This window comes from Paraclostridium bifermentans, assembly GCF_019916025.1.
GTDB lineage: Bacteria > Bacillota > Clostridia > Peptostreptococcales > Peptostreptococcaceae > Paraclostridium > Paraclostridium bifermentans.
Genome location: NZ_CP079737.1, coordinates 1,414,016 through 1,436,439, shown reverse-complemented (window position 1 = coordinate 1,436,439; position 22,424 = coordinate 1,414,016). Strand labels below are relative to the sequence as shown.

Annotated in this window: 23 protein-coding genes; 1 reads left to right on the top strand and 22 read right to left on the bottom strand. The window is 26.7% G+C overall.

Annotated features, from left to right (window positions below; all coding sequences use genetic code 11):
- Positions 1–75: 75 nt before the first annotated feature.
- From KXZ80_RS06845 to KXZ80_RS06760, 18 genes are all read right to left on the bottom strand, one after another.
- The gene (locus KXZ80_RS06845) at positions 76–1,149 is read right to left on the bottom strand and encodes a DUF362 domain-containing protein (protein ID WP_021432732.1); all 1,074 of its coding nucleotides are present in this window, start codon (positions 1,147–1,149) and stop codon (positions 76–78) included.
- A gap of 88 nt (positions 1,150–1,237) precedes the next feature.
- On the bottom strand, positions 1,238–1,807 hold the full coding sequence (locus tag KXZ80_RS06840; protein ID WP_021432731.1) for a sugar O-acetyltransferase: 570 nt from the start codon (positions 1,805–1,807) through the stop codon (positions 1,238–1,240).
- A gap of 143 nt (positions 1,808–1,950) precedes the next feature.
- The gene (locus tag KXZ80_RS06835) at positions 1,951–2,631 is read right to left on the bottom strand and encodes a 5'-methylthioadenosine/adenosylhomocysteine nucleosidase (RefSeq protein ID WP_021432730.1); all 681 of its coding nucleotides are present in this window, start codon (positions 2,629–2,631) and stop codon (positions 1,951–1,953) included.
- A gap of 303 nt (positions 2,632–2,934) precedes the next feature.
- Positions 2,935–3,483, bottom strand: a complete 549-nt coding sequence (locus KXZ80_RS06830; RefSeq protein ID WP_021432729.1) for a GNAT family N-acetyltransferase — start codon at positions 3,481–3,483, stop codon at positions 2,935–2,937.
- Positions 3,484–3,735: 252 nt separating this feature from the next.
- Entirely contained in the window at positions 3,736–5,640 is a 1,905-nt protein-coding gene (locus KXZ80_RS06825; protein WP_021432728.1) for an endonuclease MutS2, read from the bottom strand.
- Positions 5,633–5,953 (bottom strand): CD3324 family protein, encoded by a 321-nt coding sequence (locus KXZ80_RS06820; RefSeq protein ID WP_021432727.1) that lies wholly within the window; start codon positions 5,951–5,953, stop codon positions 5,633–5,635. The genes KXZ80_RS06825 and KXZ80_RS06820 overlap by 8 nt, the downstream gene beginning before the upstream one ends.
- Positions 5,954–6,244: 291 nt before the next feature.
- A complete protein-coding gene (locus tag KXZ80_RS06815; RefSeq protein ID WP_021432726.1) occupies positions 6,245–6,778 on the bottom strand; it encodes a DUF4825 domain-containing protein in 534 nt (177 codons plus the stop codon).
- Between the two features lie 239 nt (positions 6,779–7,017).
- Entirely contained in the window at positions 7,018–7,494 is a 477-nt protein-coding gene (locus KXZ80_RS06810) for a hypothetical protein (RefSeq protein ID WP_021432725.1), read from the bottom strand.
- A 209-nt stretch (positions 7,495–7,703) separates the two neighbouring features.
- The gene (locus tag KXZ80_RS06805) at positions 7,704–8,675 is read right to left on the bottom strand and encodes a hypothetical protein (RefSeq protein WP_021432724.1); all 972 of its coding nucleotides are present in this window, start codon (positions 8,673–8,675) and stop codon (positions 7,704–7,706) included.
- 185 nt (positions 8,676–8,860) lie between these two features.
- Entirely contained in the window at positions 8,861–10,021 is a 1,161-nt protein-coding gene (locus KXZ80_RS06800; protein ID WP_021432723.1) for an iron-containing alcohol dehydrogenase, read from the bottom strand.
- 132 nt (positions 10,022–10,153) lie between these two features.
- Complete coding sequence (locus KXZ80_RS06795; protein ID WP_021432722.1) at positions 10,154–10,633, bottom strand: dCTP deaminase/dUTPase family protein; 480 nt, start codon at positions 10,631–10,633, stop codon at positions 10,154–10,156.
- 98 nt (positions 10,634–10,731) lie between these two features.
- On the bottom strand, positions 10,732–11,559 hold the full coding sequence (locus KXZ80_RS06790) for a MerR family transcriptional regulator (RefSeq protein WP_021432721.1): 828 nt from the start codon (positions 11,557–11,559) through the stop codon (positions 10,732–10,734).
- Between the two features lie 78 nt (positions 11,560–11,637).
- Positions 11,638–12,534, bottom strand: a complete 897-nt coding sequence (locus tag KXZ80_RS06785; RefSeq protein WP_021432720.1) for an NAD(P)/FAD-dependent oxidoreductase — start codon at positions 12,532–12,534, stop codon at positions 11,638–11,640.
- Between the two features lie 2 nt (positions 12,535–12,536).
- Complete coding sequence (locus KXZ80_RS06780) at positions 12,537–13,958, bottom strand: NAD(P)/FAD-dependent oxidoreductase (RefSeq protein ID WP_021432719.1); 1,422 nt, start codon at positions 13,956–13,958, stop codon at positions 12,537–12,539.
- Positions 13,959–14,161: 203 nt separating this feature from the next.
- Positions 14,162–16,249 carry an ABC transporter permease subunit/CPBP intramembrane protease gene (locus KXZ80_RS06775; protein WP_021432718.1) on the bottom strand — a complete coding sequence of 696 codons (2,088 nt, stop codon included), beginning with the start codon at positions 16,247–16,249 and terminating at the stop codon, positions 14,162–14,164.
- Positions 16,239–17,042, bottom strand: coding sequence for an ABC transporter ATP-binding protein (locus KXZ80_RS06770; protein WP_021432717.1), 804 nt, complete (start codon positions 17,040–17,042; stop codon positions 16,239–16,241). The genes KXZ80_RS06775 and KXZ80_RS06770 overlap by 11 nt, the downstream gene beginning before the upstream one ends.
- 218 nt (positions 17,043–17,260) lie before the next feature.
- The gene (locus tag KXZ80_RS06765) at positions 17,261–18,103 is read right to left on the bottom strand and encodes an MBL fold metallo-hydrolase (RefSeq protein ID WP_021432716.1); all 843 of its coding nucleotides are present in this window, start codon (positions 18,101–18,103) and stop codon (positions 17,261–17,263) included.
- 21 nt (positions 18,104–18,124) lie between these two features.
- Positions 18,125–18,697 carry a GNAT family N-acetyltransferase gene (locus KXZ80_RS06760; RefSeq protein WP_021432715.1) on the bottom strand — a complete coding sequence of 191 codons (573 nt, stop codon included), beginning with the start codon at positions 18,695–18,697 and terminating at the stop codon, positions 18,125–18,127.
- 234 nt (positions 18,698–18,931) lie between these two features.
- Here KXZ80_RS06760 and KXZ80_RS06755 point away from each other — a divergent pair, with 234 nt between their 5' ends.
- A complete protein-coding gene (locus tag KXZ80_RS06755) occupies positions 18,932–19,327 on the top strand; it encodes a ParB N-terminal domain-containing protein (protein ID WP_021432714.1) in 396 nt (131 codons plus the stop codon).
- Between the two features lie 51 nt (positions 19,328–19,378).
- Here KXZ80_RS06755 and KXZ80_RS06750 read toward each other — a convergent pair whose 3' ends face one another.
- From KXZ80_RS06750 to KXZ80_RS06735, 4 genes are all read right to left on the bottom strand, one after another.
- Positions 19,379–19,789 (bottom strand): PH domain-containing protein, encoded by a 411-nt coding sequence (locus KXZ80_RS06750; protein ID WP_021432713.1) that lies wholly within the window; start codon positions 19,787–19,789, stop codon positions 19,379–19,381.
- A gap of 112 nt (positions 19,790–19,901) precedes the next feature.
- Complete coding sequence (locus KXZ80_RS06745; RefSeq protein WP_021432712.1) at positions 19,902–20,363, bottom strand: GNAT family N-acetyltransferase; 462 nt, start codon at positions 20,361–20,363, stop codon at positions 19,902–19,904.
- A 486-nt stretch (positions 20,364–20,849) separates the two neighbouring features.
- Positions 20,850–21,440 (bottom strand): GNAT family N-acetyltransferase, encoded by a 591-nt coding sequence (locus tag KXZ80_RS06740; protein ID WP_021432711.1) that lies wholly within the window; start codon positions 21,438–21,440, stop codon positions 20,850–20,852.
- A gap of 244 nt (positions 21,441–21,684) precedes the next feature.
- Positions 21,685–22,365, bottom strand: a complete 681-nt coding sequence (locus KXZ80_RS06735) for a class I SAM-dependent methyltransferase (protein WP_021432710.1) — start codon at positions 22,363–22,365, stop codon at positions 21,685–21,687.
- Between the last annotated feature and the right edge of the window lie 59 nt (positions 22,366–22,424).

The following is a 22,424-nucleotide window of genomic DNA, read 5'->3' as shown; positions in this document are numbered from 1 at the left end:
GCCGCCTATAAACTATTATAGACGGCTTAAATACACTTTACACTTTTTTTATATATTTTTCAAAGCTTTAATATGCTAAATTTTAATCAATTCATACTCTTTATTACCCATTCCCATTTCATGAGCATATTCTATAACTCTCATCCCATTAACTCCTGGATGCGCATGTTTAAATACATCATGCTTCATCTCAGCACATACTAAATCATAGCAAGCTTTATCAAGTGCAACTGGGTCTTTAGATGCAAGTATTCCTATGTCATGAGATATAGGTCTTCCTGACCACGGTACGCAATCACAAAGTGGCGTTACATTCATAACAAATGTTATAAATCCTACTTTATCTTTTTTATTACTAATAGCTCCATATGCATACTCAGCCATTTTTTCTACAAAAATATCAGAGTCAGTTTCCCATTGTATAGTTACAGCTCTAGTTGGACATACCGTTGGACATTCTCCGCATCCATAGCAAATCTCATGATTTATTTTGGCTTTCTTTTCTTCTATATTTATAGCTCCTACTGGACAAGATTTAGCACATTTACTACATCCAATACATTTTTCATTATCTACACCCGGTTTTGCATCTGAATGTTGCATTTGTTTCCCTGGTGCGCTTGCACATCCCATTGCTAAATTTTTAAGAGCACCTCCAAATCCAGCCATCTCATGACCCTTAAAATGACTCATCACAATCATTGACGAAGAATTATATATTTCTCCACCAATTTTAACTTTATCAAAATGCTTTTGATTAATTTCTACATCTACTGAATTTCTACTATACAGTCCATCAGCTATAATTATTGGAGCATTTACAACTGCATAAGCAAACCCATTTTCAATAGCTGTTGTTATATGGTCAACTGAATTTGTTCTACTACCCGAATAAAGAGTATTAGTATCTGTTAAAAATGGTTTTCCTTTATGTTCTTTTACTTTATCAACTACCTGCCTAACAGCAATAGGACTCATATATGTAGTATTTCCTTTTTCCCCAAAATGCAATTTAATAGCTACTTGCTCACCTTCGCTTATAAATTCTCTAAACCCAGCCCTTTCAAACAATTTTTTTACATTGTTTGGTAAGTTTCTACTTTGCGAATCTGAATATAAACTGCAATAATAAACCTTTGATATTTCCATTTAATTACCTCTCTTTTTTTAACTTTATATCTTTAAATATAGACTAATATTTAGAATTTAATTCCAATATATATTCAGATTTAAATTATTATTCTATATTTTTTATAATTCTACATGGATTTCCAGCTACAACTACATTGTTAGGTACTGACTTTGTAACAACACTTCCAGCTCCTATAACACTATTGTCGCCTATAGTCACTCCAGGCATTATGCTTACATTTCCGCCTATCCAAACATTATCTCCTATCTTTACAGGAAGTGCATAAGTTTTGTATGGTGCTTCTCCTTCTTTATTTAAATTTAACCTTTCTTTGTGATCTATAGGATGCGTAGCTGTATAAATTCCAGTTCCTGGCCCTATTAATACATTTTTTCCTATAGTTATCTTATTACAGTCTAAAAATGTACAATTATAATTTATAAATGTATTTTGACCTACTGAAATATGTTTTCCATAGTCACAGAAAAAAGACTTCTCTATCCAAACCCCTTCTTCTATATTTCCAAGTAAATCTTTAAGAATTTCATTTGAATTTTCTATCATTTCAGCATTAAACTTGTTGATTAATTCTCTTGCCTTTTTATACATAATTATAAGTTCACTATCCCTAGTATTATAATAATCTCCATTTAATAATTTTTCTTTTTCAGTCATGTCATTCTCCTTTTCTAAAATTCATATCAAAATAATATAAAAAATACTGTATCAAAATATTAATATAATAGATGCATATAGAAGTTTGGTATATACATTTTAGTATTAATAAATTTGATACAGCTTAATTGAATTGTTTTATTTTACATAAGATCTAGCATATTTATAACTAATTTTGCAGAGTTACTTGAAGCTATTATTTCAAATTCTTTATATGCAATTGCTGCATTATCATCTGCATTGTCAGAAATACTTCTTACTATTAAAAATGGAACATTGTTTATATCAGATATATGTGCTATTGCTGCGCCTTCCATCTCTACACAATATGCACTATATTCGTTTATCAATCTATATTTTAAGTCTGTATCCGCTATAAATGTATCTCCTGTTATCATTCTTCCAATATGACAATTGTGGCAATTTAAATCGCTATTTTCATATGCTTTAAGTGCTATGTTTTTAAGTTTTTCATCTGAATTAAAATATTGCTTAAATGGAAAACAGTTTTTCATTTGAATCGGTCTAACATCATGATATGTAATATCATCTGAAATAACGATATCCCCAAGCTTTACATTTTCATTTAAACTCCCTGCGATTCCTGTATTAATTATTTTTTCTACATTAAATTTATCTATTAGTATTTGAGTACAGCTTGAAGCGTTTACTTTTCCAACGCTACAACTTGTAACTATAATATCTAACTCTTTATACTTGCATATATAAAAATCAAACCCTGCATACTTCTCTTTTCTTTCTATGAACATATTATCCTTTATAGATTGTATTTCGATACTAGTTGATCCAATTATACCAATCATTTAACTCTATCTCCTCATTTTTCAAAATATATTATAATTATATATAATATTACTTACGTTGAATCGTTCTAAATCTTTAGATAAAGTAAAGTTATTTTAATTTTACAAATATGTTATATTAAGGTTAATTATAGCACACTGTCCTTATTTTTATCTAAATTGCAAAAATAATTTAGTAAAATTTTATTTAACTTAACATTTTAAAAATGTTCGCTATATATCTTTAAAGAGGTCGTAATTCAAATTTAATCTATAGATTTAGATTTCTTAAGAGTATACATTATCGTTAATATTGCAAAGTACTTATTTTCCTTCAAATAATTCAAAATAGTCTTCACGCTTTATAGAATAAATTAAATGCTCCATTTCCTTTTTATCATATATTTTTATATATTTATCTACTTGCTTCATATTTAATCTTTTAGCTACATTTCTAGAACTTATATTATTAGTTTTTATTTGCGCTATAACTTCATTTGCATTTAATTCATTAAAAGCATATCTTATACACGCTTTTGCTGATTCTGTTGCATATCCTTTATTCCAAAATTCCTTTTTTAGAATATATGCAACACCTATAAATTTTTCTCCATTTATGTTTTCAATTAAAGGCCCAGCGAGACCAATCATTTTTCCCGACATTTTTTCAGTTACTAAAAAATAACTATATCCCTCATTTTTATATCTTTTTGTATTTTCATCTATCCAATTCTCAACCTCTTCGTCTGAAAAAGATTTTTCCCATGCATACATTACCTCAATGTCTTGAAGTATACTTGCGACCTCTTTATAATCTCCTTTTAAAATTTTTCTAAATAATAATCTATCCGTTTTTAAAAAAACATTTTCCATATACCCACCCCATATGCACATTTATGTTTTCAAAACATTATGTCTGTATTTTCATATATATATCAACAATAATCCTCTTATTTTTTAAGCACTAAGTCTATTATACAATATTTTTCGAATATTTTCTGTTATTTTGCATAATTTCGTTTGTTTTTATTTATTTTAACATTTACATTTATGCAAATTTACTTATTTTTATGAAAATTATTAAAACAAAAATATCCATAGCAAATTTTAAGCTATGGATATTTTTTATCTTAGTTTATTGTTTTTTATTTCTTTTTGAATGCTTTTTAAAGCTTTTTTAGAACCTCTTTTAATATCTTTTTCTAATTTTCTGTTTTCATATGAAATAAATAAGCTATTGATATCATAATCATCTGGATATAACTGTGATGCTTTTAAATATAGCCTTATTTTCTTTGTATTCATTTTAACAAATTCATCTTTGTATAAAACTTCTACGTTGTTAAACTTATCGGCTTCCTTATAAATAATTGCATAATCATCTCGTTCTAATAGAAAGACCTTATCACCTATGCTATAATCATTTTTTATTATATACGTTTCTTCTACTTCATCCTTTTGTTCTATTTTGCTTCTCTTAACTAATTCTAAATTATATTGTTTTTCATTAATATATAACTCAGCTCTACTTAAAACTTTATCTCTTATTCCCATTTTTTTTGAAATGAATAGTGCATTACTATCTTCAGATTTACCTATGACTAATTTGTATAAAGGTTCTAACGTTTCTTTATCAAACAGCATTCCTGCATTTTCAAATTCTGGGTGCATATCAGCAAAATTTTTAATCTCGCCATAATGAGTAGATGCAATCAATATGCATCCCATATGATAAAACTCTTCTAATATTGCTATCGCTAGAGAAGCTCCTTCATTAGGTTCTGTTCCGCTTCCTATTTCATCAAATAGTACCAATGTAGACTTATTACTAGAGTTCATAATTTCTGCGATGTTTTTTATATGTGATGAAAATGTACTAAGGGCATTTTCTATACTTTGATTATCTCCTATATCAACAAATATATTTTCAAATACACTAATTTCAGTATCACCTTCTGCACTTATGTCAAATCCACACTGAGCTATTAATGTAAGTAATCCTACTGTTTTTAGTGATAATGTTTTGCCTCCTGCATTTGGGCCTGTTATTATTAAACTTCTATATTCTTTCCCTATTTCAAAATCAAGAGGAATAACCTTTCCTGTTAAAAGAGGATGTTTTCCTTTTATTATTTTTATATACCCTTTATCATTTACCAATGGTGTTATACATTTATTATTTAAACTGTATTTAGCTTTTGCAAAAACCATATCATACTCTCCTATGATTTCAACATTCAGTTTAATTTCATTTAATTTTTCAAATATCAACTCAGTTAAATATGATAATATTTTATATTCTTCTATGCTTTCATCTGATTTTAAACTAATTAGTTCTAAACTAAATTTAGATACATTATTAGGTTCTATAAAAACAGTAGTCCCTTTTGATGATGAATCTAAAATTGTACCATCAACTTCATTTTTATATGAAGATTTTATAGGTATAACATATCTATCATTTCTCTTTGAAATTATAAATTCTTGAATATACTTTTTATTGCTACTAGATGTTAAAAACTTATTTAACCTTTCTTTTATCTTATCTTCACATACTTCAATATTTCTTCTTATTTTTTTCAATTCTTTAGAAGCATTAGAATCAACTTTATTTCCTTTTATACTATAGTTTATCTCATTTTCTATAAAGTCGCACTCAGCTATATTGAGTGAATATGAACTTAATGTAGGTGCATAAAATTCTTTTTCGTTCATAAACTGTTTGATTTTTTTGCACCCTCTTAAAAAGTCCTCCACTTTTATAAGTTCCAGTGGATCTAAAACCATACCTTTTTCAACTTTTTCAATAGTTGAGTATATATTAAATAAACCTTCTAAAGGTATATGATTACTATTTAAAAGTACATTTTTAGCTTCCTTATTTTCATTTAATCTTCTTTTTACGACACTTAAATTCTTGCTTGGACTTAATTTATCTATGAGATCTTTGCCTAGAGAACTAACACAATGAACTTTTACCATTTCTTTAAACTCGTTTAGCTGTAACTTTTCTAAAGTCATCTTATTCATTTGTAATACCTCCTAGGTTTAAATCGCCATTATCTTTATCAGTTTCTTTTTTTATTTTTGATATTATTTTTCTTATACTAGATTCAGATAAATTATATATGTTTACTATTTCATCAATTGAATACCCTTGTTCATATAACTTAAATATGCTTTTATTTCTAGTATATATAGCTTCTCTAGCTCCATTTTTTCGTCCCCATGGTATTTTTTCATTATTGTCTATAGGTATATAAATTACATCACCTTGAATGTATTGTTGTATTTGTTGTAATAAATCTTGAGGTAATATATTTTTTGCATTTTTATATTTCAATTTTATAATCTCCTTTATTTTTAAGTTGTACATTCTGCAAACTTAACAAATAAGGAGTCCATCTATTTGTAACTCCTTATTTGTTAAGAAGTACAACTCCCAGCTCTTTATAATTATTATTTTTCATAATTTACTCTCCTTCTATATTTTCTTTAATATATATTATTTCATATAACATATATTAGTTCAATGTAAAAAATAACTATAATTAAACTTTCCAATTTAGTAAAAAAGAATCTAAGCAAATCTTAATTTTGTATGCTTAGATTCTTAACTATTATATTATTTATTTTATACCTCTCCTGTTAAAAAACTTTCTAGACTCGTTTTATTTTCTATTATTTTTTCTAATTTTTTTCCGTATTTATCTCCATAGGCATCAACTAATTCAGATTTTTTATATGTAATAGTTGATCCATCATCTAATTCTAAATTTATAATATCTACATTTTTTATAAGAGAAAATAAAACCATTGAATTTTTTATCATTACATCTGAAAACGGAAGAGTAATTGTTTCATTTGTGCTTATAATAATTTGAGACTCTTCAAATCCTTTATACTTTAATGTAATTTCATAAGGTTCTTCTCCAGTTTTTAATTCAAACCCTTGTAGATTATCACTTGCAAGTAAATAGTTAGAAATATTTCCAACCGCACTATTATCTCCTATATTAGAACCTTTATATTTTAATAGTTTTTCAACTTTTTCTCCTAGTGTTATTTCACTTTGTTCTTTATTATCTTGACTACACCCAATTATACTGAATACGCCAATCAATATTATAACTAATAATGCTCTCAATTTTAAACGTGTATACTTCACTTGCACCCCTCCCTAAATTCGCTCTAAGTACTAATGATTATACATAATTCGGTAACTAATTTTAATATTTGTTACCACACTGTAACTAATCTTTTACACCTTAATAATACTTTTAAAAATTTATAAAAATCAAAGTAAATTATTATTATTAATATATTCGTATTTTTAATTAATATTATCAATTTCATTTATTCAAGCAAATAAAAAACTATGGACTATTTTAGACCATAGTTTTTTATTTAAATAATTTTTTTTGCTAAAATCGTAAATCCAATTTGTATAACACTATATAGCATATTTATAATTACCATTATTGAAAATGAATTAAATTTTTTATTATTTTTATATAATGTGTATGCCGAAACAAAAATAAAAGATGGTATAAAAATTATAATTGCATAAGGTAAACTATAGTTTTGAATTCCTGAAAGTAATATTGCAGTTATAAATGTTATCATAAATTTATTGTCTGTTGCCTGCTCTATAAGTTTACTAACTATAACTATTAATATAGACTCAACTATTGGTCCTATAATAACAGCTACTAAAAAGTCCCATCCAAATGACATAGTTCCTGAAAATTCTAACCCCATGTATGTGTTAGAATAAATTTTGAAAAAATCAAAAGGTACCGTACAGACTAATGCTACTAGTATAGATAAGGCTATGAATTTACATTCACTTAAGTTGTTTATATAATCTAAAATTTTCTTCATAATGCCCTCCTTACTCTATTTTAGCATTAATTAATAATATTATAAATATATATTAAACTTATTATTTACTCTATTTAATTGATATTGATTATAATAACTATACTTACATGTTGATAGTTAAATTTTATATTGTGTTGTAAAATACATTTTGAATTAATTTATTTAGAAGAAAAAATCCGAGTTAATTTATTATACTCGGATTTTTTCTTCTAAGAATTTTTCTTTTCTAAACAGCTCTCAGGATTTATATATATAACTTCCCACTTACCATTCTTATTTTTCTTGTAGTCAGCTATTTTTATATCATATCCATTAGTTAGTTGATAGAAAAGCACATAATACTGATTTCCATCTTTGTCTTTAAAATATACTTTTTTCTCATAACCATCTTGTTTTACCTTTACGTCTCCTGATACTAAAGAACACCAATCTCTATATTTAATCTCTACTACTAGTTTAGCATCATAGTTCCAACCATGATATGGTGCACATAAATAATTTTCAGGTGCATACTGCATATCTTTTATCTTGTAAACTCCATTTTCTTTGTTAAGATAAATATATCCATAATAGTAAGCAAAAACACCTTTCTTTTCATTAGTTCCTTCTATTATTTCTAATTCAACAAAATATTTTAAATCTGTTTTATTATTTTCATCACTAGGCAACTTATTAAGTTTAATTAAATTTATATGAAGCTTATTTTCAAATGATTTTAAATACTCTTCATAGCTATGACCTTGCTTATATGAATTCGATAAAAAGTTATATGCAACAGGGTAAGGCCCTCTTGTATCTCCTAATGATCCACATCCTGTATGGTTATCTTCAGTTGGATTTGCAGCTTCTCTTAAAACACTAAAATAATTTATTATAGTATCTTCTGGAGTTTTTAAAAGGTTGTTTGGTATCTTTAAATTTATATCTTTACTACCATACATATTATAAAGTGAACTTTCGTCTTTATCATTTAAAACTGGAAGTTTAGATGGTCTGAAAAATCTCTCTATAATATTTTCTTCATCATAATTTTTTGTTCTTTTATCACTTTTTACTTCACACTGTTTTAACTTACATCCGCCTAAAATCAGGTCTTGTGTGTTAACTTCATTTGCATTTGACACTATTGTGCTTCCCATTAAAGCCACTAAAATTAAAATTGTAATTTTTGTCTTTAGCATAATTAGTCTCCTTTTAGTTTTAGTAGTTTTATTATTCTCATTTTATACTTAAATAACTCATTTTTTGTATTTTAAATTTTTTGGTAAACTAATCTATCATGCTAAATTTTTCCATTTATACATAAAAAGCTATAGTTTTATAATTTATAAAACTATAGCTTTTATTTTAATTTAAATTAATATAATTAAAGTGCTTTTTCTATTATTTTGCGACTTATATCTAATCCTAAGTCTCTTCGTTCTGATAAATTAGTCATTCCATGACGTTCAAGAGAACTTACAACAGTATTTACATCTTCTTTTTTAAGTCCATAATTCGATAAATGAGTTGGCATATCTAAGCTTTCAAAGAACTCACGAGTTTTTCTTATTGCTAGATCTATTTTTTCATCATCGCTACCTTCTTTTATATCCCATACACGCTCAGCATATTGAACTAGTTTAGGACCTTTCTCATTTCTTCTTACTTCCCAAAGTGCTGGAAGTACAGCTGCTAATGTTTTAGCATGATCTATTCCATATATAGCAGTTAATTCATGTCCTATTTTATGTGTTGTCCAATCTTGGGGAACTCCTGCAGCTATAAGACCATTAAGTCCCATAGTTGCACACCAAACTAAATTTGATCTTAAATCATAGTCTGTTGGATTGTCTATAGTATCTCTTCCTATTTCTATTAATGTTTTTAATATACCTTCTGCTGTTCTATCTTGGAATCTTGCATCAACAGGATATGTAGCATATTGTTCTAATACATGTATATATGTGTCTACTACTCCATTTGCTACTTGTGTTTTAGGTAAAGTAAATGTAAGTGTTGGATCTAAGATTGAAAATGTCGGAAATGATAAAGGGCTTCTAACAGAGAATTTACCCCCATTGTAAGAAATAACTGCTCCTCCATTCATTTCTGATCCAGTTGCCGGAAGTGTAACTACTGTTCCTATAGGTAACCCCTTAGAAACTGGTACAGGATTAAATCCATAATTTAATAAATCTGTTTTGTCTTCACCTTCATAGTTTGCTGCTAAGTTAACAAACTTAGTTCCGTCCATTACTGAACCTCCCCCGACAGCTAATAAAAAATCTATATTTTCTTTTGTAACTAGTTCTGCCGCTTTTACTAGTGTTTCATATTTAGGGTTGGGTTCTATACCTGAAAATTCAAATATCTCACGCCCTTTTAAAGCGTCTTTTACCTTATCTAAAGTTCCAAATTTTTTAATGCTTCCTCCTCCGTAAAGGATTAAAACTCTTGAATTCTCTGGTATAAGTGAATTTAATTCTTCTATTTTATCTTTTCCAAATACTATTTTAGTTGGATTGTGAAAAGTAAAGTCTAACATTGTTAATCAACTCCTTTTTGTATATATCTTTATATATAATACCATATTTTCCTATTTTATTTTGTAACATTAAATTGACAATAAAGGACCCCTATATCATAATTTACGACATAGGGGTCTTTTGAATATTTATTATTTACCTGTACTTCCAAATCCACCAGTTCTTACTTCACCAGTTTCAAAATCGTCTCCATCTGCTAAAAGTATTGGCATGAATATAGCTTGTCCTATACCATCACCTACTTTAACTTCCCAATATTTTTTTCCTCTATTAACTAATTTTATAAAATAATGACCTTCATTAGATTCACAGTTATAGTAGTCACCATCGCCTATACCTACAGTATTTGCTAATTGTATTTGGTATTTAAACCCCATTCCACTTCTTGGGAATAACGCTAGCATTTCTCCAACTTGCATATATGCTTTAAAACCAGTTGGGATTACTATCTCTTCTCCTGGTTCTAGTGTGAAATTTAATGTACTTTTTATATCATACCCTGCAGCAAATTTTGTTGCTCTCTTAGGTAATGTTAATTCTTCATATGCTATATCTGCATTTGCTTTCTCAAATTCTACTTTACTTACTTTTTCAAATCCTCTTACTTTCATTATGTTTCTCCTTTAAAAATATCTTTGATATTTATAATAACATATCTATTTTTTTATAACAAATTAAAAAACTAAATTAAAATTAGTTTTTAGCTTAGTTAATTAATCTTCATTATAATTTTAGCAAAGTATTTATCATTATCATTTTTTTTAGGAATATAAAAATCATATTTTATAAATATTTCTGTTTCTACTTTATTATTACTATTAAAATGTCTATCCATCAATATCAAGTAGTTTTCTAATTCATCTAAATCACCATAAAAATTAGTAGATACAAAGTTTCCAACTACTACTTTTTCTAATAAATCTAAGTTTTTATCTTTATATTTCTTTGCTATATACTTGTTTTTTTCTTCTTGCTTTAGAAATAACACACTTTCATTTTCTATTATTTTTTTATTATTAATAACATTATATAAAGTGTAGTAGTATTCTTCATTCATACATTCCCAATTCTCATCTAGGTACTCTACATACTTTTCACTATTACCCTTTTCTAACATCTTTTTTATCTCAACGCCATAAAATTTATATCTACTATCATATATACTTATTTTATTAAAATCATACTCATTTTCATAATTTTCTATAGATTTTATTATTTCATTCAGATTTTTTAATTGCGCATGCTTTCTCTTTAATTCTTCAATCTTTTCTTCTATCATACTCTCTTGTTTTGTAATTAAATCTCTATATTCACAAAGTTCTTCACTCTCTATAGTTTCCTTTATATCAGATAAAGATATATCTAAATCTTTGGTTAAAAGAATTAGGTTCAATTGATCTAAATGTTTTTGAGAATAACATCTATAACTATTTTGTTTGTTTATATCTGGCTTTAAAATTCCAAAATTGTCATAGTACCTTAACGTATCTTTGCTTATTCCGAATAACTTACTTACTTGTCCTGTTGAAAGTCTCATAATATCACCTCAAAATAATTATAGCCTATAGAACAACTCTATAGGCTATAATTATTTTTTTACTTTATAAATCAATACTTACTTACAAACAATATTGTTAATTACTTCTTTACATTCATTTTCTATATCTTCTATATAATTGTGTATAAAAATCCCATTTCCGCATGCATATATGTTTTTTCTTGATGTCATAAATGTTTTATCAACTTGCGGACCTGTAGTTACCTGGTTTAACTTAATATCGCTTCTCATAGCTACTAACCCATCTGAAAGCATTGGATTTGCAAATATTAAGGTATCACAATCTACAAATACCTCTTGATCTCCTTTAGATAACTTAACTCTATTTATTCTTCCTTGTCCATATATAGATTCTATTGAATAATTATTATATATAGTGTCAGTTAATCCATAAGTATTAACATCTTCATTGCTAGTTATAATTCCAACTACGTTTATATTCTTATCTCTTAATTCCTTCTCTATCATATATAACGTAGCATCTCCTGCTATAAGTATATCTTTACCTGGAATCATATGGGGCATGTTGAATATTTTTTTAGCCATTCCTACGGTAAGAATTCCTGAACATCTATCACCTACCATATTTACAGCTTTTCTTGAACCTTCTTTAGCCCCATTCGCAAGTATAATATTTGTACCCTTTATTTTTTCTATACCATTTTCAGGACTAGTGCAAAGAACTTCGTTATCTTCCTCTATTTTTAAAACCATAGTATTTAATTTTATATCTATGTTACATTTATCTAGTTTATCTAATAAATTTGTTTTATAGTCTTTTCCTAATATTGTTTTTTCTTTACTTATATTATAATCACCTAAATTTAAAGCTCCACCTAATATAGGATCTTTTTCAATTAATAATATATTTTCTATTCCTTTTTCGTTAGCATCTATAGCACATAATATGCCTGCTGCTCCACCGCCAACTATAATTAAGTCATATACTTTCATGATTAAACCTCCTTATATCCAATAACTGTAGAAGATTTGCAGTTTTTATTTACTTTACTTATATCTATTCCTAATTCTTTACTTAATATCATACTTATTGGAATCATACATCCACTGCCTTGACATCCACCCATCATTGCACGAGTTCTTCTCTTTATCCCATCTAATGTAGTAGCCCCTAGTGGTCTTCTTATTGCATCAATTATTTCACCTTCTGTTACGAATTCACACTTACATACCATTTTTCCGTAAGAAGGATTTTGAGCTATTAATTTATTTTTTTCTTCAATGTTTAATTCACTCATTCTAACCATTTTAGTTCTAGTCTCTTTAAAGTTTTCTTTTTCTTTTAATTGCACATTTTTAGAAACTAGATCTACTACATACTTAGCTATAGCTGGTGCTGCTGTTAATCCTGGTGAGTCTATTCCTATTACATTTATGAAATTTTTACAATCTCTGGATTCTTCTATTATAAAATCTCCTCCACAAACCTTAGGTCTTAACCCACTAAATGTATTTAAAACTCTTGCTACAGGAATGTCTTTTATAGTCTTTTGACTCTTTTCTAATATTTCATCTATACCTTCTCTTGAAGTTTCTATAGTATCGCTATGTTTTGCATTAGGTCCTATTAATAAATTTCCATCTACCGTTGGAGTAACTAAAACCCCTTTGCTTAATTTACTAGGTACTTGGAATAAAGTTTTTTCACATAATGTCCCTGCAACCTTATCAAATAAGCAATATTCACCTTTTACCGGATCAATTTCATATTTTTCATTACTAACTAAATAAGTTAAGTAATCTGCACCTAATCCTGCTGCATTTATAACTATCTTACTTTCAACAACTTGTTTATTATCAAGTTCTATTTTATAAGAATCTAAATCTTTTTTTATATCTACTACAGCATGTCCTAACTTGAACTCAACTCCATTTTCAACTGCATTTTCACCTAATGCCAATGTCATTTCATAAGGACTTACGATTCCAGAGCTTTTTACATATAAAGCCCCAACTACATTTTTATTTATATTCTTCTCTAAATTTAAAACTTGGTCTTTATTTAAAATTTCTAATCCCTTAACGCCTATTTCATCTCCATTAGCCTTTAATTCTTTTACTCTTTCTAATTCTTCTTCATTAAAAGCTAATACTAAAGCTCCATTTCTTTTAAAAGGAAATTGAAGCTTTTTAGATAAATCTTCAATCATTTCATTTCCTTCTAAATTTAATTTTGCTTTTAGAGTTCCTTTTTTTTCATTATATCCACCATGTACGATTCCACTATTTGCTTTTGATATTCCTTCAGCAACATCTTCGTTTTTATCTATTACTAATATATTTAAGTCATATCTAGATAACTCTCTAGCTATGGCACATCCTACTACACCTGCTCCTATTACAGTAATATCTTTCATACTGATTCCTCCTTCATAAAGAGCTTCATATCATTTTTTGTCAAATTTTAGCTTTTCTAATTTCAAATATAGTATATACCTATTTTCACTATAAGTAAAATTTATAATTTTAATAATAATCATTATTTTTTTTAATAATAATATGATACAATTTATAATTATTTTTAAGTAAAGAAAATCGGCTTAAACAAAAAAAGAGTTAATTAAATTAACTCTTTTTCATCGTTTGATTCTATTTTATTTTTTTTATTTATACTAAGCAGTTTAATTCCTATAAATACTAATATTGAACTTATAATTATAAGTATCATCAGTTTAATCGCCTCAAAATTTCTAAAGTCTATAGTTAAAATTTCATTTAATTTTCCTATTAATCCATCAGACTTTGTTGCGTGCATTGCAAATACAGAAATTGAATTATTTAAAAAGTGCATTGTCATAGGTATAAATATTGATTTGCTTTTATAAACAGCATACCCTAGTGCTATTCCTAAAATACTAGTTGGAATAACTCTTATAAAATCAATGTGCATAAATCCAAATAATATACCACTAAAAATTACACCCCATAATTGAGCTTTCTTCTCTTTACTTTGAGTGAATGAAGTAAATACAAAACCTCTAAAAAATATTTCTTCGCATATCGCTGGCATAACTGCTATAACTATTAAATTTAACAATACACTGTCATCTATTTTTAATGCATCGTTTAATCCTTCTACAACCTGCATATTTTGAGGGAATAAATAAAGTAAAATTTGACTTATTAAGTTAATAACTACAAATACACCGCCCCAAAGGATTATACCTCCTAATACATGTTGTATTTTAGGTATCTTTAGATTAAATGTGTTTTTAAAATCAGATTTAATGTACCATGCAAACATTAGTGGCATACCAATAATCATAACTTGAGTAGCCGCTATTCCAGCAGTTCCAAATTTTAATTGAATTAAACTTCCTACATAGATTAATAATACTACTCCAACTGCGTATAAAGTAACTCCATCTGCAACAGAAGGCATAGTTCCTTTTTTTATATTACTTCGTTTCTCTAGTAACGCAAAGTTTTTACTACTTCCAAATAAAATTTCTTCCGAGTTAAACATCTTCGATAATAATAAAACAGCTATTATAACAAATACAAGATTTGATAATAAAACTAAAGCTATTAGGCTTATATTACTATTAAATGTTAGTACGCTTTTAATAAGTAAAGATATATTAACTACTGGTATTGTAGCTGTAAAACTATCTAGCTCAATCGTAGGAACCATAGAAATATAAGATGGTATCATAACAAATAGTGTAACTGGTGTTATATAGTTTTGAGCATCTTTAAAACTTTTAGCTAAAGAACATACGCACATACTTACAGCTGATACTACCATAGCAAATAAACATACACATATAAGTGTAATTATTCCTGGAAGTATCATTTGTGAATAATCAATGCTTACCATTCCCATTTCACTTACCATACCTTGAGTTGCAAGTAAAAATGCCATTGTTATAAATATAGATAAAATATTTAAAATTGCAGAAACTACTGCACAAAGTGATACAGCTAAGTATTTTCCCATAACCAATTCTAAATTTGTTATAGGTAATGTAAATAAAGTTTCTAAAGTACCTCTTTCTTTTTCTCCTGCCATAACATCTATCGCAGGATATATAGCTCCCATTAAAAGGCCCATAATTAATACAAATGGTAATATCTGACCTATAAAATGACCTGCTACTTCTTCATTTTTTGCAACATCTAAAGTTTTATAACTTAATGGTTCAAGCGTCGACTTTGTATCTAATCCACTTTCTTTTATTTTATTTTCTACTAATTCTTCCTTATATGTATTTAATATTTTTTCTACTTCTGCTTGTGCAATACTTGATGAATTTTCGGATGAGTCTATATAGACATTAAAATTTAGGTATCCATTTTTATCATTTATGTTTATATAAGCATCTATATTTCCATCTTTTAAATCTTTTTTATAATCATCAGTAGTTTTTAACTCTATCTGCCCTACTTCACTATTATCTTTTTTTCTTTCTTTATTAGTTTCATCTATTACTGAAATTAAAGCTTTATTTGGACTTTTATTAAAAGCTATATTTATATTTTCTTTCTCCATACTATTCATAGACATAGACATAACTTGAGTCATACCTACCATAAGTATTGGGTATAAAATTATTGGTAGTATAATCATCATAAATATAGTTTTTTTATCTCTTAATATATCTAAAATTTCTTTTTTAAATATTTGTTTTACTATTTTATTCCTCAAATAAATTCCCCCTTTCACTCGCAAGAGTTATAAATGCATCTCTTAAATTGTTAGTTTGTGTATTTTTCTTTAATTCTTCAGGGGTTCCCATTGCAATAATTTCTCCTTGATGTATCATAATTATTTTGTCACACAAAGTTTCAGCTTCTTCCATATAGTGAGTTGAGTATAGTACAGTTTTTCCTCTTTGCTTTTCATTTTTCATAAAATCTATTATAGACTTGCTACTAATTACGTCTAACCCTAATGTTGGCTCATCGAATATGTATATTTTAGGTGAGTGAACTAGACATCTTGCTATTGATGTTCTTTGAGTTTGACCTGTTGATAAGTTTTCAATTCTATTATCTATAAAACTTTCCATATCCATTATATTTATAACTTCATTTATAGATTTTTCAATTTCATCTTTTGGCATTTCATATAAGTTTGCAAAAGTTGTTAATAATTCTCTTGGAGAAAGTCTATTATAGAGTTTTGTATTTCCAGATAGATATCCAATTTCTTTTTTAGCTGCATTTTTATCTATTGAATAATCATATCCGCAAACTTCTATGTGTCCAGATGTAGGCGTTAATATTCCTCCAAGCATTCTAAGTAAAGTTGTTTTTCCTGCTCCATTCGGACCTAATATTCCTAAGATTTCTCCTTCTTTTGCATTAAATGAAATATTATTTACTGCTAAAAATTCTTCTTTTTTTGTTTTAAATTTAGTTAAACTTTTCTTTTTTTTAGAATTGTCGTCTTTTACAACTCTAGTAAAAGCTTTGCACAAGTTGTTTACTTCTATCATTTTATCCCCCTTAATTTGTAATTTAACAAGCTTGAATCTTTAAAACTATTATACGCCTTAAATTTATGATTTAAAATAAAACTGGATTGAAATCGTTAAAATAAGGACTAAAATTAAATTTATCAAGATATTTTTTAATATTTATAAATTTATAAATTTTTATTAAGCTTATAATATTTTTACAAAAATAACTCTTTTGTTACGTGCATATAATATATTTAAATTTCAATTTTCATTCCATCATATGCAAATTTTATATTTTTATATTGTTTTTCTAGTTTAATATAATCATCATAAGACTTACCCCAATCTTCTTCTAAGTGCGTTATAATAACATTTTTTATGCTATAATTATTTTTTAAATTTTGTATTTCATCTAATGTAAATAGCTCTTTTCTAAGAGGATTATCTGCCTCTAGAATAAATCCATCTTTAAGTTCGTCTCCAACAACCGTATTTCCTATTATAAGTAAATCTGCGCCTTCAAATATAATATCATTTGGAAATGGTTTTACATCACAAGGAGCGTATATAACTTTTTTATTATCTTTTTCAAATACAAATACAGTTGCATGATTAGCCTTAAAAAAACTTATTTTTATTCCATCTATTATTATAGAACTTTCTATAACTTTTCTTATTATTAACTTTCTAACATTTTCATAATAATCTAAATATGACCCAAGTTTAAATTTTATAGAATTTATATCTTCCATTACATGCTCCATAGCTAACACATTTACTGGATTAATACATTCTTTTCCTTTAGAAATTTCTAACCAGTTTAATCTTATATGTTCAAATACCCTCATTCCAAGAGTATGGTCCGGATCAACATGACTATATAAAACATAATTTATTTCATCAATCTCTGAAAAATTGATTGCTTGAGCTATATCTTCAGGAGTGTCTATTAACATCCCCAAATCTTTTATAAATAAGCTACATCCATATCTAGAATAAGGATGTCCTTTTAGCCTAGCTTCTTTACAAATCCTACATTTGCACAGTGGCTTAGGAAGTGCAACGCATCCTCCACTTCCAATTATTTTTAACTTCATAATTTCTGACACTCCTTTTGTTTAATCATATATATTTTCCCATTCAGATTTTAAAATAGAATACACAGCTAAATTATAAAATCCATCTTCGTCCCTTAACCTGTTCGCTTCCCTTAGTGTTCCTTCATATTTCATATTGCTTTTTATCATTACTTTCCCAGACTGAATATTATCTACATTATGCATTGCTACAATTCTATTTAACCCGACCTTCTTAAATAGAAAATCAATAACTCCATTCAAAGCCTCTGTCATTATTCCCCTATTCCAAAATTGCCTTGATAAGCAATATCCAATTTCACATGAACAATGATTTTCTTTTAAGTTAAAAACTGCTATATCTCCTATAACTTGATTATTAGACTTTATTTCTATTCCCCAATGGTACCTATCCATATTTTCATATTCTGAAATCCAAGATTCAAGTATCGACTTTGTTTCATCTACGCTTTTATGTGGTTTCCATGCTAAAAATTTAGAAACCTCTTCATCTGATGTCCAATTATTAAACATATCATCTGTATCATTTATAGTATATCTTCTTAATATCAACCTTTTTGTTTCTACAATTTCAGTCCCTATGTTTTTTAACATACACATGCCTCCTATTTATGCTAGAACTAAACTATAATTGTTTAAATTTCTTACTATTTTACTTATTTAGTCTATATAGTGTCTTAATTCTACTTTTATTTAACTATTCTACGATTTATACGCCTTACCTCCTTTATTCTTTATTTTAATAAAAAAACATTAAATTAAAGGACATTTTACTCGTATATCTAATATATTAAATCTAGTTGATAATTTTGAAAAAGGGGGGCTAAAATGATATTAAAAGAACTTCCAATAAAGGAATTGAGGCCAAATAATTTTTATATAAATAAAGATAAATTAGAAAAAATAAGAAAAATATACAACGAAGATAAAAATCCTGTATTTCCTCCAGTACTAGTTGGGATAATTGATGGAGAATACGCACTTATAGATGGCCACTCAAGGGCTATGGCTGCCTTTGAAAACGGTAAAGAATTTATCTCTTCACAAATTCATCCAATAGAAGAGGTTCCCGGACCTACAAAGCTTTATTTAACTATTCATAATAAATCTAAAGAAATGGGTCTCGAATCTATAGAAAATTTAAATGACAGGATAATATCTAATTTTGAACATGAAATTTTATGGGTTAAGTACTGTGATAACTTACTTAAAGAATTACAATAAAAATACACTTAGTAAATTACTAAGTGTACTTTTATTGTAATTTATATTTACTTATCTAACTAAGTAGTTTACCTTTACAAGTTTAACAATTTCTCTAGCTTCTTCAGCTTGAGCTTTAGGGACTTTAAATGAAATAGGTGCACTATGAGGTATCCCACTTTGACTTATAACCGTATTTCCATCAACTCCTATTTTTATATCAACATCTAAATCAAATGTAGATGCAGATTCAAAAGATATACTTTTTACGTTTTTAGAAGGGAAAAATTTAACTTCTACTTTTTTTCCACTAACACCTTGAACATCTACTAAGTATATACCATAATTTGTTAATATTATAGAGTCTCTTATAAATGTAAAAGCCTGTATTATCTCTTCTCCATCTATTAAATAATCTTTAATTTTATTTCCTGCTGAACTATCTATTGATCCATATCCTGCTAACTTATTAAAAAAAGCCATTAAAAAATCTCCTCCAAAATAATTTATTTTATGTAACATTATCATATTTCAATTCGCATTTCAAGTAAAGTGTATAGTATTTTAATTAAATGATTTATAATCTGTCGTATAATTATAAATCCATACTCATCCTAATCATATCTATACATTCTATTCCGTTTTCTACTATCTTTTCATTATAGTGTTTTTTGAAAAAATCTTTATCCACTCCTACTATTCTAAATCCACATTTTTGATAGAAAGCTAATTGATATATACTTGAGTTTCCTGTTCCAACTTCTAATGTTTTAATATTTAAATTTTTACTTGTACTTATAGCATGTTCTATTAAAACTTTGCCAATACCTTTTTGCTGGTACGCTTCCTTTACCGATATATTCATAATCTCTGCAGTTAATGACCTAGTCTTTAATATTACATATGCACCTACAACTTCATTTTCAATATATGCAACATATAAATCACCTCTACTTATGTAATCATTTATTGATTCTTTAGATGGATCTGCTAAGTATAATAATTCATATGGTATTTCTATATATTCAACTACTCTTTTTATATTGATATTGCTCATTTCGCCCTCCAAAATACATCCAGTAATTATTTTTTATCATATATACTATAAGTTTAAAGGATTATGCTACTTAAAGTCGAATTTTATTTATAAAAATAACTCATGTACATGTTGTACTCGTGTTTATTTTTGATGTTTATGGTAATTATAAATATGAATAGACTTGTTTTAAAAACTATATACTAAAAGGTGGTATTTTTATGAACCGAGATTTGAAGTTAAGATGAAATATTTGGTTTTGTTTAGGATTAATATTATTTCTAGCTACTATATGGAATATTTCATGTAACAGTAGCTTTGGATTTGTTTATTTAATTTTAACTATAATTTCTTCTATTGGAGCTCTACGAAATCATAAAGAACTCACTGGTTATACTGATTAATTTTTAAATTCATTGAATTATATATTAAAGTTGTATATACTAAATATTCCTTTAATATATAATTCAATTTTAAATCATAAGTTATATTTGTATAAAATATAACTTATCTATATGTCATTAAAAATTCCTTTTCGAATTCATATTTATAAATTTCCCATTCTTTTTTTATTAAGTCCATATAAACTACATCTGAAAATTCACCAAACCTACTATCGAAGTATCCATCTCTAATTATTCCTATATTTTTAAACCCAAGTTTTTTATACAATTGTTGTGCTCTTTTATTGTCAGCCATCGTTGTTAACTCTATTTTATTTAAATTTAAAAACTTAAACATAAAATCTATAAAATGATATAAAGCATCTAATCCATGTCCTTTTCCTTGTTCATCTAAATTGCAAATTTTTATTCCTAACTCTGCTTTTTGGCTTCTACTATCCCAATTACAATAATTAATTTCACCTATTGGCGTTGAGTCATCTTTTTTGCAAATTATAAATCTTTTATCTGTTGGAAACATTGTTTCATTTTCAAACTCTTTGAATAGTTTGCGCTTTATAGCTTCCTTACTATTTAAAATTCCAAATGCATGAGTAGAATGTTCCATAATTTCTCCATCATTCCACCATTTGTATAAAAATTCTTCATCTCCTAATTCCAATGTTCTTATGAATAAATTTTTACAAATTATCATTTATATCCCCCTAATTTATTTATTTTAAAATTTTTACACTTAAAATAATCTTATTTTTTTATTATTCTATTTATTCTCTTACTTTGATATATTTTAGATATATATACTTAAAATCCTTTAATAAATGTAAATTTATTAACTAAAATTCTTAAAAAATCAATTTGCTATTAACTAACAATTGAAATATTGTTTGTACTTTTAAAAAAAAGAGGGAGTTTAAACTCCCTCTTTTATCTTTATTATTTTAAGATTTTTTTAAATATACAACCATGCAATTTCCATACTCATCGTTTTGTGTATTTATAGTTTTTTCAATTAAAAAACCAGCATCTTCTAATTCCTTTATATGATTTTTCCAATTTATAGATCTATATGAAGTAGATGCAACCAGAACTTTTTTGCCTTTGCTATTATTATTTCTTTCTTGTATTTCAAATGCTTTAGATGTATCAGTTTTCATCTCAACTTCTCCATCTCCCATGTTTACTAAGAGTACATGGCCTCCCCTATCTAGCATATTATAAATTGATTTTAAAAATAAATTTCTATCGTTATCATCTACAAGCATGTGTAAAACGCCTACTGCATATATCCATTTATATTTTGTAATTTCACTATTATCTAAATTTATTATTTCTTCAACTTCAAATTCAACATTTTCTAAGTTTTTATTATCTAACTCTTTACACTTATTTATTGCAGATTCTGATGCATCAATTCCTTTTACTTTATATCCTTTAATTCCTAGGTACAAAGCATCTCTTCCTTCTCCACATCCAACTTCGCATATTTTATCTTGCTTTGAGATATCATAATGTTCTATCCATTTTAACAAATCCGATGTTGGATTATTAGAAAACCATAAAATCCCCTCAGAATGTGCTTTTTTATATCTTTCATCATATGCTAGATAATATTTTTTCATGTGCCCTCCTAATATCAACTTTTATAATGGCTTTATAAATATAATACTATAATTCCTTT

Coding starts and splice junctions, on each gene's coding strand:
- KXZ80_RS06845 (WP_021432732.1), bottom strand. CDS start 1,149: ATGGAAATATCAAAGGTTTATTATTGCAGTTTATATTCAGATTCGCAA.
- KXZ80_RS06840 (WP_021432731.1), bottom strand. CDS start 1,807: ATGACTGAAAAAGAAAAATTATTAAATGGAGATTATTATAATACTAGG.
- KXZ80_RS06835 (WP_021432730.1), bottom strand. CDS start 2,631: ATGATTGGTATAATTGGATCAACTAGTATCGAAATACAATCTATAAAG.
- KXZ80_RS06830 (WP_021432729.1), bottom strand. CDS start 3,483: ATGGAAAATGTTTTTTTAAAAACGGATAGATTATTATTTAGAAAAATT.
- KXZ80_RS06825 (WP_021432728.1), bottom strand. CDS start 5,640: ATGAATAAGATGACTTTAGAAAAGTTACAGCTAAACGAGTTTAAAGAA.
- KXZ80_RS06810 (WP_021432725.1), bottom strand. CDS start 7,494: ATGAAGAAAATTTTAGATTATATAAACAACTTAAGTGAATGTAAATTC.
- KXZ80_RS06805 (WP_021432724.1), bottom strand. CDS start 8,675: ATGCTAAAGACAAAAATTACAATTTTAATTTTAGTGGCTTTAATGGGA.
- KXZ80_RS06800 (WP_021432723.1), bottom strand. CDS start 10,021: ATGTTAGACTTTACTTTTCACAATCCAACTAAAATAGTATTTGGAAAA.
- KXZ80_RS06795 (WP_021432722.1), bottom strand. CDS start 10,633: ATGAAAGTAAGAGGATTTGAAAAAGTAAGTAAAGTAGAATTTGAGAAA.
- KXZ80_RS06790 (WP_021432721.1), bottom strand. CDS start 11,559: ATGAGACTTTCAACAGGACAAGTAAGTAAGTTATTCGGAATAAGCAAA.
- KXZ80_RS06785 (WP_021432720.1), bottom strand. CDS start 12,534: ATGAAAGTATATGACTTAATTATAGTTGGCGGTGGAGCAGCAGGCATA.
- KXZ80_RS06780 (WP_021432719.1), bottom strand. CDS start 13,958: ATGAAAGATATTACTGTAATAGGAGCAGGTGTAGTAGGATGTGCCATA.
- KXZ80_RS06770 (WP_021432717.1), bottom strand. CDS start 17,042: ATGATAGAAGTAAACAACTTGTGCAAAGCTTTTACTAGAGTTGTAAAA.
- KXZ80_RS06765 (WP_021432716.1), bottom strand. CDS start 18,103: ATGAAGTTAAAAATAATTGGAAGTGGAGGATGCGTTGCACTTCCTAAG.
- KXZ80_RS06760 (WP_021432715.1), bottom strand. CDS start 18,697: ATGTTAAAAAACATAGGGACTGAAATTGTAGAAACAAAAAGGTTGATA.
- KXZ80_RS06755 (WP_021432714.1), top strand. CDS start 18,932: ATGATATTAAAAGAACTTCCAATAAAGGAATTGAGGCCAAATAATTTT.
- KXZ80_RS06750 (WP_021432713.1), bottom strand. CDS start 19,789: ATGGCTTTTTTTAATAAGTTAGCAGGATATGGATCAATAGATAGTTCA.
- KXZ80_RS06745 (WP_021432712.1), bottom strand. CDS start 20,363: ATGAGCAATATCAATATAAAAAGAGTAGTTGAATATATAGAAATACCA.
- KXZ80_RS06740 (WP_021432711.1), bottom strand. CDS start 21,440: ATGATAATTTGTAAAAATTTATTCATAAGAACATTGGAATTAGGAGAT.
- KXZ80_RS06735 (WP_021432710.1), bottom strand. CDS start 22,365: ATGAAAAAATATTATCTAGCATATGATGAAAGATATAAAAAAGCACAT.